The 14,155-nt window shown below is 72.1% G+C and carries 14 protein-coding genes; 6 read left to right on the top strand and 8 right to left on the bottom strand.

The genetic code is table 11. The annotated features are described in order from the left end of the window. Positions 1 to 5: 5 nt before the first annotated feature. Entirely contained in the window at positions 6 to 1,337 is a 1,332-nt protein-coding gene (locus tag ABZ945_RS24175; RefSeq protein ID WP_361273120.1) for an MFS transporter, read from the bottom strand. Positions 1,338 to 1,412: 75 nt separating this feature from the next. On the opposite strand from ABZ945_RS24175, the gene ABZ945_RS24170 reads away from it, so the two are divergent. After that, on the top strand, positions 1,413 to 2,156 hold the full coding sequence (locus ABZ945_RS24170; protein WP_361273117.1) for a FadR/GntR family transcriptional regulator: 744 nt from the start codon (positions 1,413 to 1,415) through the stop codon (positions 2,154 to 2,156). Between the two features lie 9 nt (positions 2,157 to 2,165). Here ABZ945_RS24170 and ABZ945_RS24165 read toward each other — a convergent pair whose 3' ends face one another. The 3 genes from ABZ945_RS24165 to fabG all read right to left on the bottom strand — a co-directional run bounded on the left by ABZ945_RS24165 (position 2,166) and on the right by fabG (position 4,233). After that, positions 2,166 to 2,549, bottom strand: coding sequence for a hypothetical protein (locus tag ABZ945_RS24165; RefSeq protein WP_361273114.1), 384 nt, complete (start codon positions 2,547 to 2,549; stop codon positions 2,166 to 2,168). Positions 2,550 to 2,740: 191 nt separating this feature from the next. Continuing rightward, positions 2,741 to 3,508: an enoyl-ACP reductase FabI gene (fabI, locus tag ABZ945_RS24160; RefSeq protein WP_248634619.1), complete on the bottom strand. Its 768-nt coding sequence runs from the start codon at positions 3,506 to 3,508 to the stop codon at positions 2,741 to 2,743. Positions 3,509 to 3,513: 5 nt separating this feature from the next. Further along, complete coding sequence (fabG, locus tag ABZ945_RS24155) at positions 3,514 to 4,233, bottom strand: 3-oxoacyl-[acyl-carrier-protein] reductase (RefSeq protein WP_361273110.1); 720 nt, start codon at positions 4,231 to 4,233, stop codon at positions 3,514 to 3,516. A gap of 330 nt (positions 4,234 to 4,563) precedes the next feature. On the opposite strand from fabG, the gene ABZ945_RS24150 reads away from it, so the two are divergent. Genes ABZ945_RS24150 through tyrS form a run of 3 tightly spaced genes read left to right on the top strand, consistent with a single transcriptional unit; the run spans position 4,564 to position 8,821 of the window. Then, positions 4,564 to 6,087 carry a TldD/PmbA family protein gene (locus ABZ945_RS24150; RefSeq protein ID WP_361273107.1) on the top strand — a complete coding sequence of 508 codons (1,524 nt, stop codon included), beginning with the start codon at positions 4,564 to 4,566 and terminating at the stop codon, positions 6,085 to 6,087. Further along, complete coding sequence (locus tag ABZ945_RS24145) at positions 6,084 to 7,493, top strand: metallopeptidase TldD-related protein (protein ID WP_361273105.1); 1,410 nt, start codon at positions 6,084 to 6,086, stop codon at positions 7,491 to 7,493. The genes ABZ945_RS24150 and ABZ945_RS24145 overlap by 4 nt, the downstream gene beginning before the upstream one ends. A gap of 56 nt (positions 7,494 to 7,549) precedes the next feature. Then, positions 7,550 to 8,821 carry a tyrosine--tRNA ligase gene (gene tyrS, locus ABZ945_RS24140; RefSeq protein ID WP_361273102.1) on the top strand — a complete coding sequence of 424 codons (1,272 nt, stop codon included), beginning with the start codon at positions 7,550 to 7,552 and terminating at the stop codon, positions 8,819 to 8,821. A gap of 177 nt (positions 8,822 to 8,998) precedes the next feature. On the opposite strand, the gene ABZ945_RS24135 is transcribed toward tyrS, so the two are convergent. Beyond that, positions 8,999 to 9,280, bottom strand: coding sequence for a GlsB/YeaQ/YmgE family stress response membrane protein (locus ABZ945_RS24135; RefSeq protein ID WP_248634624.1), 282 nt, complete (start codon positions 9,278 to 9,280; stop codon positions 8,999 to 9,001). Between the two features lie 222 nt (positions 9,281 to 9,502). Between ABZ945_RS24135 and ABZ945_RS24130 the strand changes: the two genes are divergently transcribed. Both ABZ945_RS24130 and ABZ945_RS24125 read left to right on the top strand, forming a co-directional pair. After that, positions 9,503 to 9,931, top strand: coding sequence for a DUF3099 domain-containing protein (locus tag ABZ945_RS24130; protein WP_361273171.1), 429 nt, complete (start codon positions 9,503 to 9,505; stop codon positions 9,929 to 9,931). Positions 9,932 to 10,240: 309 nt separating this feature from the next. Next, positions 10,241 to 10,489, top strand: coding sequence for a hypothetical protein (locus ABZ945_RS24125; RefSeq protein WP_361273098.1), 249 nt, complete (start codon positions 10,241 to 10,243; stop codon positions 10,487 to 10,489). A 63-nt stretch (positions 10,490 to 10,552) separates the two neighbouring features. Here the strand turns inward: ABZ945_RS24125 and moaA are convergent, their stop codons facing one another. The 3 genes from moaA to ABZ945_RS24110 all read right to left on the bottom strand — a co-directional run bounded on the left by moaA (position 10,553) and on the right by ABZ945_RS24110 (position 13,793). Then, positions 10,553 to 11,542 carry a GTP 3',8-cyclase MoaA gene (gene moaA, locus ABZ945_RS24120; RefSeq protein WP_361273096.1) on the bottom strand — a complete coding sequence of 330 codons (990 nt, stop codon included), beginning with the start codon at positions 11,540 to 11,542 and terminating at the stop codon, positions 10,553 to 10,555. Between the two features lie 251 nt (positions 11,543 to 11,793). Next, on the bottom strand, positions 11,794 to 13,428 hold the full coding sequence (locus ABZ945_RS24115) for a cation acetate symporter (RefSeq protein WP_361273093.1): 1,635 nt from the start codon (positions 13,426 to 13,428) through the stop codon (positions 11,794 to 11,796). Then, positions 13,425 to 13,793, bottom strand: a complete 369-nt coding sequence (locus ABZ945_RS24110; RefSeq protein ID WP_361273091.1) for a DUF485 domain-containing protein — start codon at positions 13,791 to 13,793, stop codon at positions 13,425 to 13,427. Before ABZ945_RS24110 ends, ABZ945_RS24115 begins: the two co-directional genes overlap by 4 nt. Positions 13,794 to 14,155 lie beyond the last annotated feature (362 nt).

Genomic DNA, 14,155 nt, shown 5'->3' with positions numbered 1-14,155 from the left:
GCACCTCACCCCTCGTCCTCGATCGTCCGGTCCCGTCCGGCCAGCACGCCCACCACCATCTGCGGCACCATCAGCGCCGCCATCAGCGTCAGCGGCAGGTCCCAGCCGCCGCTGTGCTCGTAGAGGGTGCCGACCAGGATGGGGCCCGGGATGGAGATCAGATAGCCGACGCTCTGGGCGAAGGCGGAGAGCCGGACCACCCCGGCACCGGTCCGCGAGCGCATGCCGATCATGGTGAGGGCCAGCGGGAAGGCGCAGTTCGAGACGCCCAGCAGCACCGCCCAGGCCCAGGCCCCGCCGGCCGGGGCGAGGTGCAGTCCGGCGTACCCGGTCAGTCCGCACAGGGCCAGCGCGACCACGATCGGCCCCTGGTTGCGCATCCGGGTGGCGAGCCGGGGGATGACGAAGGCCAGCGGCACGCCCATGACCATGGTGACGGCCAGCAGCACTCCGGCGGTGCCGGCCGAGACCCCGGCGTCCCGGAAGATCTGCGGCATCCAGCCCATGGTGATGTACGCGCCGGTGGCCTGGAGTCCGAAGAAGCAGGCGAGCGCCCAGGCGGTGCGGCTGCGGGTTATCCGGAGGGCGGGAGCCGGAGCCGCCCCGGGGGCCGGGGCACTGTCGGATGTCTGATCGGTCTCCGGGGCGTCCCCGGCCGCCCGGGGCCGGGTGCGGGCGAGCGGCAGCCAGACCGCGACGGCCAGCACGCCGAGGCCGGCCCAGACGCCGAGCCCGAGGCGCCAGTCGCCGCCGAGTGCCTGGGTGAGCGGCACGGTGACGGCCGCCGCGAGGGAGGTACCGAGGGCCAGCGCCATGGAGTACAGGCCGGTCATGGTGCCGACCCGGTCGGGGAAGTACCGCTTGACGATCACCGGCATCAGGACGTTGCTGACGGCGATGCCCATCAGCGCCAGGGCGCTGGCGGCCAGGAAGGCGGCCGTCCCGCCGGCGAAGGGCCGCAGCAGCAGCCCGGCGGTGATGGCGGTCATACCCGCGAGGACCACCGTGCCCGGACCGAAGCGCCGGGAGAACCGGGGCGCGAGGGAGCCGAAGACGGCGAAGCAGAGCGGTGGCACGGAGGTGAGCAGTCCGGCCGTACCGCCACTCATCCCGAGTCCGCCGCGGACCTCCTCCAGCAGGGCGCCGAGGCTGGTGATGGCCGGGCGGAGGTTGAGCGCGGCGAGGACGAGTCCGACCATGAGCAGCCGGGTGAGCCAGCCCGCAGACGGCCGCGGCGGCCGCGGCGCCTTCGCCGCCACCGGGGAGGCCGGGGCGGCAGGGGAGGGCGGGTCGAGAGTGGCGGCGGTGGTCGTGGAGGTCTGCTGCGGGTCGGGCATGACCCCATCATAGAATCATGGGATGATTGGTTGTCCAGCTCGTCAGCCACTCCCGTCGTCCCGCCAAGGAGCACCATGGCTCTCAGCTCGCCCCGCCGATCGGGGCTGTCCGACCAGGTGATCGCCGCCCTGCGCGGCCAGATCACGTCCGGCGAGTGGCCGGTCGGCTCCCGGATCCCCACCGAGCCCGAGCTGGTCGAGCAGCTGGGGGTGGCCCGTAACACGGTCCGCGAGGCGGTCCGGGCACTCGCCCACAACGGGCTGCTGGACATCCGGCAGGGCTCGGGCACCTATGTCATCGCCACCAGCGAGCTGGCCGGGGTGATGCACCGGCGGTTCGCGGGGGCCGATCCGCGCCATGTCGCCGAGCTGCGCTCGACCCTGGAGTCCTCGGCGGCCCGGCTGGCCGCCGCCCGCCGCACCGAGCGGGACCTGCGGGCGCTCGACGCGCTGCTGGAGCGCCGGGAGGACGCCTGGCAGGCCGGGGACGCCGAGCTGTTCGTGCAGGTGGACGCGGCGTTCCATCTGGCCGTGGTGGCCGCCTCGCACAACGAGGTGCTGTCGGAGGTCTACGCCGACCTGGGGCATCTGCTGCGGGACTGGCTCCGTGACGATGTGGGCGAGGAGCTGCGGCCGGAGAACCACATGGACCACGCCCGGCTGGTGGAGGCGATCCGGGCCGGCGACGCGGAGCTGGCGGAGTCGGAGGCGGCGGGCTATCCGTTCCTCTGCCTGCGGGCGTCCGCAGACAGGGCGACGGCCGCGGACACGGCCAATCCGGACAGGGCGACGGCCACTCCCCCGGCACCTACGGGGTGATCCACCGCCTCACCCCGCCACCGGCTGGTGGCTGAGCCAGGCGGTGCCGATCTCCTTCCAGCAGCGGCCGTCGAACTCTGCGTAACCGGCCGGGGCGATGTCCACGGGCGCTCCGTCGGAGTCGATGTCCCACCAGCGCGCGCACTCCACATGGAGCTGGACGCGGTCGGTGCGGGGGTAGGGGTTGTGGCAGTACGCGGTGACCCGGGAGCCCTCGACGGAGGTGCGGCAGACCGCCTCCTGGTCGGCGCGCTCGCCGCCGTACGCCCTGGCTCCGAGGGCCCAGCCGGCGAGTACGGCCGTGAGGGCCGCGACGGCCGACAGGGCCGCCGCCGTCCGGTGTCCCCGGTGGTGCCGTACCCGGCGATCGGCCGGGTGGTGCTTCGTACGCACAGCCACACCTCCCCACACGCCACGGAACCTTCGTCCCGTTCCGTCCCATTCTGCCGTGGCGGCGGTGACTCTACGACTCGGCGGGGTGACCCTCTGGAGCGCGGGCCGGTACGCGGGAAGGCCGCGCGCCGTCCGGAGGCGATCCGGGACGGGGCGCGGCCTTCGCGTACCTGCGGCGTGGGGGGGGCCGGTCAGGCGCCCATGATGTGCACACCGCCGTCGACGTGCACGATCTCGCCGGTGGTCTTCGGGAAGAAGTCCGAGAGCAGGGCGACGACGCCGCGGCCGGCCGGCTCCGGGTCGCTCATGTCCCAGGCCAGCGGGGAGCGCTCGTCCCAGACCTTGGCCAGGTCGCCGAAGCCCGGGATGGACTTGGCGGCCATCGAGCCGAGCGGCCCGGCGGAGATCAGGTTGCAGCGGACGTTCCGCTCGCCCAGGTCGCGGGCGAGGTAGCGGCTGGTGGCCTCCAGCGCGGCCTTGGCCGGGCCCATCCAGTCGTACTGCGGCCAGGCGAACTGCGCGTCGAAGGTGAGGCCGACGACCGAGCCGCCGTTCTCCATCAGCGGCAGGCAGGACATGGTGAGCGACTTCAGCGAGAACGCCGAGACGTGCATCGCGGTGGCGACCGACTCGAAGGGGGTGTTCAGGAAGTTGCCGCCGAGGGCGTCCTGCGGGGCGAAGCCGATGGAGTGCACCACGCCGTCCAGGCCGCCGAGCTCCGCGCGCACGACCTCCTCGACGCGCGCCAGGTGCTCGTCGTTGGTGACGTCGAGCTCGATGACCTTGGCGGGCTTGGGCAGCTTCCGGGCGATGCGCTCGGTCAGGGTCGGGCGGGGGAAGGCGGTGAGGATGATCTCCGCGCCCTGCTCCTGGGCCACCTTGGCGGTGTGGAAGGCGATGGAGGACTCCATCAGCACACCGGTGATCAGGACGCGCTTGCCGTCGAGGATTCCGCTCATGTGACTCAGTGACCCATGCCCAATCCGCCGTCAACCGGGATGACGGCTCCAGTGATGTACGAGGCGTCGTCGGACGCCAGGAAGCGGACCGCGGCCGCGATCTCGTCCGGCTGCGCGTACCGGCCGAGCGGCACCTGCTTGACGATGCCGGCGCGCTGCTCGTCGGTGAGCGCCTTGGTCATGTCGGTGTCGACGAAGCCGGGCGCCACGACGTTGAAGGTGATGTTGCGCGAGCCGAGTTCACGGGCGAGCGAGCGGGCGAAGCCGACCAGGCCGGCCTTGGAGGCGGCGTAGTTCGCCTGCCCCGCCGAGCCGAGGAGTCCGACCACCGAGGAGATGAGGACCACGCGGCCCTTCTTGGCGCGCAGCATGCCGCGGTTGGCACGCTTGACGACGCGGAAGGTGCCGGTGAGGTTGGTGTCGAGGACGGACGTGAAGTCCTCCTCGGTCATACGCATCAGCAACTGGTCCTTGGTGACGCCGGCGTTGGCCACCAGCACCTCCACCGGACCGTGCTTCTCCTCGATCTCCTTGTAGGCCTGCTCCACCTGCTCCGTGTCGGTGATGTCGCACCGCACGGCCAGGCAGCCGGCCTCGGTCAGCTCGGCCGGCGGCTCCCCGGACCGGTAGGTGATGGCGACCTTGTCGCCGGCGTCGGCGAACATACGGGCGATGGCGAGGCCGATCCCCCGGTTTCCTCCGGTGACGAGAACCGAGCGGCTCAACGGTTCACCCTTTCGCTCTGCGGTCTGGTACGTCTGCAAACTATCGGTCGGGGGGGCGGTACGGAGAATCGGGCCCTGACAGTGGCGTACCGCACGGGCTGTCGGGTCCCTACAGAAGATCCCCCTCATCCGCTCGGAAGGTCCCGGCGGCGGGTCGCTGCCGCGGCTCCCGCGGAACGTTCCTGCGTACGGCCGCCGCGGAGGGCCCCCGGGGGCGGCGGGCGGGGCGGGGCGGCCGGCCGATCGCTCCCCCGTCGGCGAACTCGCTGGAATCGGCCCCCGGGGCGCGACATGATCGGGGCGACCCGTCTCGACGACAGGAGACATTCCGTGCCTCATTCCATCGACGCGGCGTTCATCGCGCTGCCCCTGCGGGCGCTGGCCGACGCGGCGCTCGCGCGGGCCCGTGCGCTCGGCGCCGAGCATGCCGACTTCCGCCTGGAGCGGGTGCGCAGCGCCTCCTGGCGGCTGCGGGACGCCAAGCCCGCGGGCTCCTCCGACGCGACCGACCTGGGGTACGCGGTGCGGGTGGTGCACGGCGGGGCGTGGGGGTTCGCCTCGGGGGTGGACCTGTCCATGGACGCGGCGGCGAAGGTGGCCTCGCAGGCGGTGGAGATGGCCAAGCTGTCGGCGCGGGTGATCGCGGCGGCGGGGTCCGACGAGAGGGTGGAGCTGGCGGAGGAGCCGGTGCACGCGGACCGCACCTGGGTCTCCTCGTACGAGATCGACCCGTTCACGGTGGCGGACGCGGAGAAGGGCGCGCTGCTCGCGGACTGGAGCGCGCGGCTGCTGCGGGCCGACGGGGTGGCGCATGTGGACGCCTCGCTGATGGCCGTGCACGAGAACAAGTTCTACGCGGACACGGCCGGCACGGTCACCACCCAGCAGCGGGTGCGGGTGCATCCGCAGCTGACCGCGGTGGCGGTGGACGCGACGACCGGCGAGTTCGACTCGATGCGGACCATCGCGCCGCCGGTGGGGCGCGGCTGGGAGTACCTGACCGGCACCGGCTGGGACTGGGACGCCGAGCTGGAGCGGCTGCCGGGACTGCTGGCGGAGAAGATGCGCGCGCCGAGCGTGGAGCCGGGCGGCTACGACCTGGTGGTGGACCCCTCCAACCTCTGGCTGACTATCCACGAGTCGATCGGGCACGCCACCGAGCTGGACCGGGCGCTGGGGTACGAGGCGGCGTACGCGGGCACCTCCTTCGCCACCTTCGACCAGTTGGGCAAGCTGGCGTACGGCTCGTCGATCATGAACGTGACCGGTGACCGGACCGCCGAGCACGGGCTGGCGACGATCGGCTACGACGACGAGGGCGTGGCGGCGCAGAGCTGGGACCTGGTGAAGGACGGGCGGCTGGTCGGCTACCAGCTGGACCGGCGGATCGCCCGGCTCACCGGGCTGGGCCGCTCCAACGGCTGCGCGTTCGCCGACTCCCCCGGCCGTGTGCCGGTGCAGCGGATGGCGAACGTCTCGCTGGCGCCGGAGCCGGGCGGGCTGTCCACCGAGGACCTGATCGGCGGGGTGGAGCGCGGGATCTACGTGGTCGGCGACCGCTCCTGGTCGATCGACATGCAGCGCTACAACTTCCAGTTCACCGGGCAGCGGTTCTTCCGCATCGAGAACGGCCGGCTGGCCGGGCAGCTGCGGGACGTCGCGTACCAGGCGACCACCACCGACTTCTGGGGCTCGATGGAGAAGGTCGGCGGCCCGGGGACCTACGTCCTGGGCGGCGCGTTCAACTGCGGCAAGGCCCAGCCGGGGCAGGTGGCGGCGGTCTCGCACGGCTGCCCGTCCGCCCTGTTCCGCGGCGTCAACATCTTGAACACCACCCAGGAGGCCGGCCGATGAGCCCCGCTGCCAAGCCGTACGAGATCGTCGAGCGCGCCCTGGAGCTGTCCCGCGCGGACGGCTGCGTGGTGATCGCCGACGAGCAGTCCTCGGCCAATCTGCGCTGGGCCGGGAACGCGCTGACCACCAACGGGGTCACCCGGGGCCGCACCCTGACGGTGATCGCCACCGTGGACGGCTCCGAGGGCACCGCCTCCGGGGTGGTCTCCCGGGCCGCGGTGACCGCCGACGAGCTGGAGCCGCTGGTGCGCGCCGCCGAGGCGGCGGCCCGGGCGGCGGGGCCGGCCGAGGACGCCCGGCCGCTGGTCGCGGACGCGCCGGCGTCGGCGTACCGCGGTGGCGGCCCGGGCTTCACCGACGCGCCGGCCGAGACCGGCTCGGGGGTGTTCGCGGCGTTCGCGCCGGCGCTGGGCGAGGCGTTCGGCCGGGCCCGGGCCGGCGGGCGGGAGCTGTACGGCTTCGCCAGCCACGAGCTGACCTCCACCTATCTGGGTACCTCCACCGGGCTGCGGCTGCGGCACGACCAGCCGTCCGGGACGCTGGAGCTGAACGCCAAGTCCCCGGACCGCACCCGCTCGGCCTGGGCGGGCCGCGCCACCCGGGACTTCACCGATGTGGACCCGCTGGCCATGGACGCCGACCTGGCGGTCCGGCTGGGCTGGGCGGAGCGGAAGGTGGAGCTGCCGGCCGGGCGGTACGAGACGCTGCTGCCGCCCACCGCGGTCGCGGACCTGCTGATCTACCTGCTGTGGTCGGCGGCGGCCCGGGACGCGGCGGAGGGCCGCACGGTCTTCTCCCGCCCGGGCGGCGGTACGCGGGTGGGCGAGACGCTCTCGCCGCTGCCGCTGACCCTGCGCAGTGACCCGGGCGCGCCGGGCCTGGAGTCGGCGCCGTTCGTGGTGGCGCACTCCTCGGGTGACGACTCCTCGGTGTTCGACAACGGGCTGCCGGTGGCGCCGGTGGAGTGGATGAGCGGCGGGCGGCTGGAGCGGCTGGTCGCCACCCGGCACAGCGCCGAGCTGACCGGGCTCCCGGTGGCCCCGGCGGCGGGCAACCTGATCCTGGACGGCGGCGGTGAGCGGTCCATCGAGGAGATGACCGCCGCCACCGGGCGCGGGCTGCTGCTCACCTGCCTCTGGTACATCCGCGAGGTGGACCCGGCGACGCTGCTGCTGACCGGGCTGACCCGGGACGGGGTGTACCTGGTGGAGGACGGCGAGGTGGTCGGCGAGGTGAACAACTTCCGCTTCAACGAGTCGCCGGTGGACCTGCTGTCCCGGGCGGTGGAGGCGGGCCGCACCGAGCGGACCCTGCCGCGGGAGTGGAGCGACTGGTTCACCCGGACCGCGATGCCGCCGCTGCGGGTGCCGGACTTCAATATGAGCTCGGTCAGCAAGGGGGTGTGACCCGCCTAGACTGACCGGACATCCCTGAACACGACGGACCAAGGAGACGCGAGACCGTGACGGACATCGTCGACGAGCTGAAGTGGCGTGGGCTGTTCGCCCAGTCCACCGACGAGGACGCCCTGCGCAAGGCTCTGGCGAACGGTCCCGTCACGTTCTATTGCGGCTTCGACCCGACCGCGGCCAGTCTGCACGTCGGGCATCTGGTGCAGGTGCTCACCGTCCGCCGGCTCCAGCAGGCCGGGCACCGGCCGCTGGCGCTGGTCGGCGGGGCGACCGGCCAGATCGGCGACCCCCGTCCGACCGCCGAGCGCACCCTGAACGACCCGGAGACCATCGCGGCCTGGGTGTCCCGGCTGCGGTCCCAGATCGAGCCGTTCCTCTCCTTCGAGGGGGAGAACGCCGCGGTCATGGTCAACAACCTGGACTGGACCGCGGGGCTGTCCGCGATCGAGTTCCTACGGGACATCGGCAAGCACTTCCGGGTCAACAAGATGCTGACCAAGGACTCGGTCGCCCGGCGGCTGGAGTCGCAGGAGGGCATCAGCTACACCGAGTTCAGCTACCAGCTGCTCCAGGGGATGGACTTCCTGGAGCTGTACCGGCGCTACGGCTGCACCCTCCAGCAGGGCGGCAGCGACCAGTGGGGCAACCTCACGGCCGGGCTCGACCTGATCCACCGGCTGGAGCCGGACGCCTCCGTGCACGCGCTGGCGACCCCGCTGATGACCAAGGCGGACGGCACCAAGTTCGGCAAGACCGAGGGCGGGGCCGTCTGGCTGGACCCGGAGATGACCACCCCGTACGCCTTCTACCAGTTCTGGCTGAACGTGGACGACCGGGACATCTCCACCTACTCGCGGATCCTCTCCTTCCGGACCCGGGAGGAGCTGGAGGAGCTGGAGCGGGTCACCGAGGAGCGGCCGCAGGCCCGGGCCGCCCAGCGGGCGCTGGCCGAGGAGCTGACCACCCTGGTGCACGGCGCCGACCAGTGCGCCGCCGTGATCAACGCCTCCAAGGCGCTGTTCGGCCAGGGTGAGCTGGGTGAGCTGGACGAGGCGACGCTGGCCGCCGCGCTCGCCGAGCTGCCGCACGCCAAGGTGGCGGCGCCGGGGGCCGTGGTGGACCTGTTCGCCGAGGTCGGCCTCGCCCCCAGCAAGTCCGCGGCCCGCCGTACGGTCAAGGAGGGCGGCGCCTACGTGAACAACGTGAAGGTCACCGCCGAGGACGCCGAGGTGTCCGCCGACGAGCTGCTGCACGGCCGCTGGCTGGTACTGCGGCGCGGCAAGAAGAACCTGGCCGCGATCGAGGTGGCGGCCGCGAGCTGAGGCCGGCGGTGGGAAGGCCGGGACGGCGCCGCGGGCTGAGGTCGGCGGCCGGAAGGCCGGGAGGCGCCGCGGGCTGGGGCCGGCGGCGGGATGTACGGGGGCGGCGGCCCGGGTGCCTTGCGGTGCCCGGGCCGCCGCCTTTCCGGTACGGGACGGGGTGGCCGCCCCGTGGGCGCGCTAGGCGCGCTGCTGATGCCGTTTGCCGCGGGTGGACATATAGAGCATGTCGCCGAGGCCGACGATGACGACGGCCGCGACCACCTGGAGGATGTGGCGGCCCCAGTCGATGCCTGGGGTCGCCTCGATGCCGAAGGCCCGCGCGAGGGCGTTGCCGACGATGCCACCGATGATGCCGAAGATGGTGATCAGCCACAGCGGGCTGTGCTGCTTGCCCGGCAGGATCGCCTTGGCGAGCAGTCCCAGCACGAATCCGACGATGATCGCCCACAACCAGCCCATGGCTGCCTCCTCTGACGGATCGACGTGAGCAGTCCCGACAAGTCTGGAGCCCCTTGGCGCAGCGCGCATGTCGGACTTCGGCGGGTGAGCGGCGGGGCGGTGCCGACGGGGGCATCCCCGCTGGTGGGACCCGCTCTCGTGGCCGGCCGGTGGCGGGCGTACCGTGGGAGGCAGGTCCGGCCGGGGAAGCGCCGGACGCGGACGCGGGCGGTGGGACACATGATGCGGAAGCACGGCAGCGGTGAGGTCTTCCGGATCACGGGCGCCCGCCAGGGCCTGGCGGACGACGTCCGGGGCCGGCAGCGGCGCTATGTGATCTCCATGTCCATCCGTACGCTCTCGGTGATCGCGGCCGCCTCGCTGTGGAACGTGGAGCGCCATGTGGCGATCGTGGCCCTGGTGCTCGGCGCGGTGCTGCCGTATATCGCCGTGGTGATCGCCAACGCGGGCCGGGAGAGCGCCCCTTCGCTGCCCTCCAGCTTCATGGGGGTGGGGCCGCAGGAGCGGCCGATGCTCCCCTCGGGCTCCTGGACTCCGCAGGACGACTCCCGGTCCCCGCAGGGCGATGCGGCGGCGGATGACCGTCGCGGCCGCCCGGGCGAGGAGCCCCGGGAGGGACCGCGCAACGGGGCGGAGCATCCGGCGGCCTGAGCGCGGCGGGAGGTGGAGTGCGGGGTTCCACCAGGCCCGCTCCGGTGGAGCGGAGGGTTCCGCGCGGACGGCTCCGTTCCGACTGTGTTAAGCCCCTGTTCCGGCCCGTGAAGCTCAAGAAAAGCTCAGATCGATCGTGTGTTTCCGTGCCCCTGGGGCCGCTCCCCGTGACATACTTCCTACGCGCTCCGCATCCCCCGTCGGAGCGACGGACCGACGCCGGGCAGCTCCCCCCGTGGCTGCCCGGCGTCGCCTTTTCTCCGTCTTCGTCTTCTCCCAGCCGCTTTCGTGAACGTTGGACGTGTACGCGTGTTTCCGAGTCCCGAACCCGTCGAGGCCGACGCTCCGATCTGCTCAGCGAAGGGCTGCCGGGCCGCGGCGGTGTGGGTGCTGGCGTGGAACAACCCCAAGCTGCACACCCCGGACCGCCGTAAGACCTGGCTGGCGTGCGAGGAGCACCGCGAGCACCTGTCGCAGTTCCTGGGAGTACGCGGGTTCCTGAAGGACGTGGTGGCGCTGGCCGAGTGGGAGTCCCGGCAGGGCGGCACCGACCACTGACCCGGCTGTCCGCCTCAGCCGCCGATGGCGACGGGTTCCCAGCCGCCGATGGCGACGGATCCTTCAGCCGCCAATCGCGGACATGGGCCGGTCGGGCTGGAGGAAGCTGGGGTCGTCCAGACCGGAACCGGCCTTCTTGCCCCACATCGCGGTCCGCCACAGCTCGGCTATCTCCCGGTCCGGGGCGCCGGAGCGGAGGGCGGCCCGCAGGTCGGTCTCCTCGCGGGCGAACAGACAGGTGCGGACCTGGCCGTCGGCGGTGAGCCGGGTGCGGTCGCAGGCCCGGCAGAACGGCCTGGTCACCGAGGCGATCACGCCGACGCGGTGCGGGCCGCCGTCCACCACCCAGCGCTCGGCGGGGGCCGAGCCGCGCTGCTCGTCGCCCTCCGGGGCGAGGGTGAAGCGGGTGCGCAGCGAGGTGAGGATGTCCCCGGCGGTGATCATGCCGTCGCGCTTCCAGCCGTGCTGGGCGTCGAGCGGCATCTGCTCGATGAAGCGCAGCTCGTAGTCGTGCTCGACCGCCCAGGCGAGCAGCTCGGGGGCCTCGTCGTCGTTGAGCCCCGGCATCAGCACGGAGTTGACCTTGACGGGGGTGAGGCCGGCGTCCCGGGCGGCGTGCAGTCCCTCGATGACGTCCCGGTGGCGGTCCCGGCGGGTGAGGGTCTTGAAGACGTCCGGGCGCAGGGTGTCCAGCGAGACGTTGACCCGGTCCAGCCCGGCGGCCTTCAGGGCGGGGGCGGTGCGCTTGAGCCCGATGCCGTTGGTGGTCAGGGAGATGGTGGGGCGGGGCTCCAGCGCGGCGCAGCGCTCGACGATGCCGACGAGGCCAGGGCGGAGCAGGGGCTCGCCGCCGGTGAAGCGGACCTCGGTGATGCCGAGCTCGGTGACGGCCAGGTGGATCAGCCGGACGATCTCGTCGTCGGTGAGCAGGTCGGGCTTGGCGAGCCACTGGAGGCCCTCTTCGGGCATGCAGTAGGTGCAGCGCAGGTTGCACCGGTCGGTGAGCGACACACGCAGGTCGGTGGCCACGCGGCCGAAGGTGTCGATGAGCACGGTAGGGCCCCCTTCCCGGCAGTCCGTCTTCCCGGTCGTCTGTCCGGTTGTCCGTTGCGGTCCGTCTCCCGGCTGTCTGTCCGGTTCACGTCTCCTCATTGAGCCTACGCGAGGGGTAGGACAACGACACGGGCCATTGACCACACAAGCGGCGCGGCCGCGTCGTAGGGATCTACGAGATCGCCACGACACGGCCGCGGTCGGTCACCCAGGGTGGCCGAGAGGCATCGGGCCCGGAGCCCGGCCCGGGGTCAGTGGGCGCCGACGCCGGTGAGGGACTTGACCTCCAGCTCGGCGTACTTGCCGCGGTCCGGCTCCTCCTTGGAGAGCAGCGAGCCGAGCCAGCCGAGGAGGAAGCCGAGCGGGATGGAGATCAGCCCGGGGTTCTCCAGCGGGAACCAGGCGAAGTCGACGCCCGGGAACATCGAGGTCGGCTTGGAGGAGACGACCGGCGAGAACAGCACCAGCAGCACGGAGGAGGCCAGTCCGCCGTAGATCGACCAGAGCGCGCCCTGGGTGGTGAACCGCTTCCAGAACAGGCTGTAGAGGATGGTGGGCAGATTGGCGGAGGCGGCGACCGCGAAGGCGAGCGCGACCAGGCCGGCCACGTTGAGGTCGCGGGCCATGGCGCCGAGGCCGATGGAGACGATGCCGATCAGCACGGTGGCGTAGCGGGCGGCGCGTACCTCCTCCTTCTCGGTGGCCTGGCCCTTGCGGATGACGTTGGCGTAGATGTCATGGGCGAAGGACGAGGAGGAGGCGAGGGTCAGTCCGGCGACCACGGCGAGGATGGTGGCGAAGGCGACGGCGGAGATGACCGCGAGCAGGATGGCGCCGCCGGCCGAGTCCACTCCCCCGATGTGCAGGGCGAGCAGCGGGGCGGCGGTGTTGCCGGCCTTGTTGGAGGCGATGATCTCCGCGGGACCGACGATGGCGGCGGCGCCGAAGCCGAGGGCGATGGTCATCAGGTAGAAGGCGCCGATGATGCCGATGGCCCAGTTGACCGACTTCCGGGCGGCCTTGGCGGTGGGCACGGTGTAGAAGCGGATGAGGATGTGCGGCAGTCCGGCGGTGCCGAGGACCAGGGCGATGCCGAGGGAGAGGAAGTCCAGCTTGGAGGTGGGCGTCAGCCCGTACTTGAGGCCGGGCTCCAGGAAGGCGGCGCCCTTGCCGCTGTTCTCGGCGGCCTTGCCGAGGAGTTCGGAGACGTTGAAGCCGTACTTCAGCAGCACCAGGAAGGTGATCAGCAGGGTGCCGGCGATGAGCAGCACGGCCTTGACCATCTGGACCCAGGTGGTGCCCTTCATGCCGCCGATGGTCACGTAGAGGATCATCAGCACGCCGACCAGGGCGACGATGGCGATCTTGCCGCCGTCGGAGGTGATGCCGAGCAGCAGCGAGACCAGGACGCCGGCGCCGGCCATCTGGGCGAGCAGGTAGAAGATCGACACCACGATGGTGGAGGTGCCGGCGGCGGTGCGGACCGGGCGCTGGCGCATCCGGTAGGCGAGGACGTCGCCCATGGTGTAGCGGCCGGAGTTGCGCAGCGGTTCGGCGACCAGCAGCAGGGCCACCAGCCAGGCGACCAGGAAGCCGATGGAGTAGAGGAAGCCGTCGTAGCCGAAGAGGGAGATGGCGCCGGCGATGCCGAGGAAGGACGCGGCGGACATGTAGTCGCCGGAGATGGCGAGCCCGTTCTGGAAGCCGGTGAACTGCCGCCCGCCGGCGTAGAAGTCGGCCGCGGATCTGGTCTGCCGGCCGGCCCAGATGGTGATGGCGAGGGTGGCGAGGACGAAGGCCGCGAAGAGGGTGATGATCAGCGGCCGGTGCTCGGAGGCGTCGTTGGCGGCCGCGGTGGTCAGCAGGACGCTGTGGGTGCTGCTCATGCTCCGGCCTCCATACGGGACTTGATGGCCTCGGCCTTGGGGTCGAGCTTCGCCGCGGCGTGGCGCGAGTAGAACCAGGCGATCAGGAAGGTGGTGAGGAACTGGGCGAGGCCCAGGACCAGGGCCACGTTGATGTTGCCGAAGAGCCTGGTGCCCATGAAGCCGCCCGCGTAGTTGGACAGCAGGACGTACAGCAGGTACCAGGAGATGAAGGCGATGGTCAGCGGGAAGGCGAAGGAGCGGTAGGACCGGCGCAGTTCACCGAACTCGGCGCTCTCCTGAACCTGCTCGAACTCCTCGGTCGTGGGGTGGACGGGACGGCTGTCCGGTCGGTCCTCGGGCGGCGGCGGGCTTGCGGTGGCCACGGAACTCTCCTCGTTGACGCGGCTGCGCTGGGCAACGGACGTGACGGCCGGCGATCGGCCGGGAGCCGGCGCTCGATTGAGGCAGCCCCCCTGACATGACAACGGCACGGACGCCGCGGCGACGCGGTTCACCTGCGGCCTCTTTCCGGTGACGGTCGTTCTTCGGCCACCGCGCGCCGGGCCGCGTGCGCCCCCGCGCCGGGCGGGCAGGGACGCCGGTTCCGGAGGGCGCTGATCCACTTGACCGCCAACTCCCCTGCACCCATTGAAGGACGGGGATGATCGGCGATAGCTTCGCTCGTCATGTACCCGTCCACACGCAGCCGTGTGCGGACGGACGTCACGGATGATGTGGAGAACCC

The organism is Streptomyces sp. NPDC046887, from assembly GCF_040644755.1.
GTDB lineage: Bacteria > Actinomycetota > Actinomycetes > Streptomycetales > Streptomycetaceae > Streptomyces > Streptomyces lichenis.
The sequence above is the reverse complement of the archived record's forward strand: the minus strand, read 5'-3'. Positions and strand labels throughout refer to the sequence as shown.